The sequence below is a fragment of the Mesorhizobium sp. M1D.F.Ca.ET.231.01.1.1 genome (assembly GCF_003999155.2).
GTDB lineage: Bacteria > Pseudomonadota > Alphaproteobacteria > Rhizobiales > Rhizobiaceae > Mesorhizobium.
Window position 1 is genome coordinate 1 of the sequence record NZ_RZOZ02000282.1, and the last position, 283, is coordinate 283.

The 283-nt window shown below is 57.6% G+C and carries 1 protein-coding gene; it reads right to left on the reverse strand.

Annotated features, from left to right (window positions below; genetic code table 11):
• Nucleotides 1-251 (reverse strand): acyl-CoA dehydrogenase family protein (locus tag EN874_RS33305; protein ID WP_189396767.1); only part of this gene is annotated, 251 nt, incomplete at its 3' end.
• Between the last annotated feature and the right edge of the window lie 32 nt (nucleotides 252-283).

A 283-nucleotide genomic window follows, 5' to 3' on the forward strand; every position in this document is an offset into this window, starting at 1 on the left:
CCATAGGCCACATAGCTCGCATTCGCCGCGCCATATTCTTCCGGCAGGGTAACGCCGAGAAGGCCTTGCCGGCCCATCAGGCGGAACAGTTCCGGCTCGGTGGTTTCAGAAAGATAGGCTTCGGAGATACGCGGCAAAAGCTCCGATTTGCCGAAGGCGGCCGCGGCGTCGCGTATCATCCGCTCGTCGTCAGTCAGTTGGTCTTCGAGCAGGAAAGGATCCTGCCAATTGAATGCTACGCGTTCGCTCACTTTATGCCTCCGGATTTGCTGGCAGGATTATT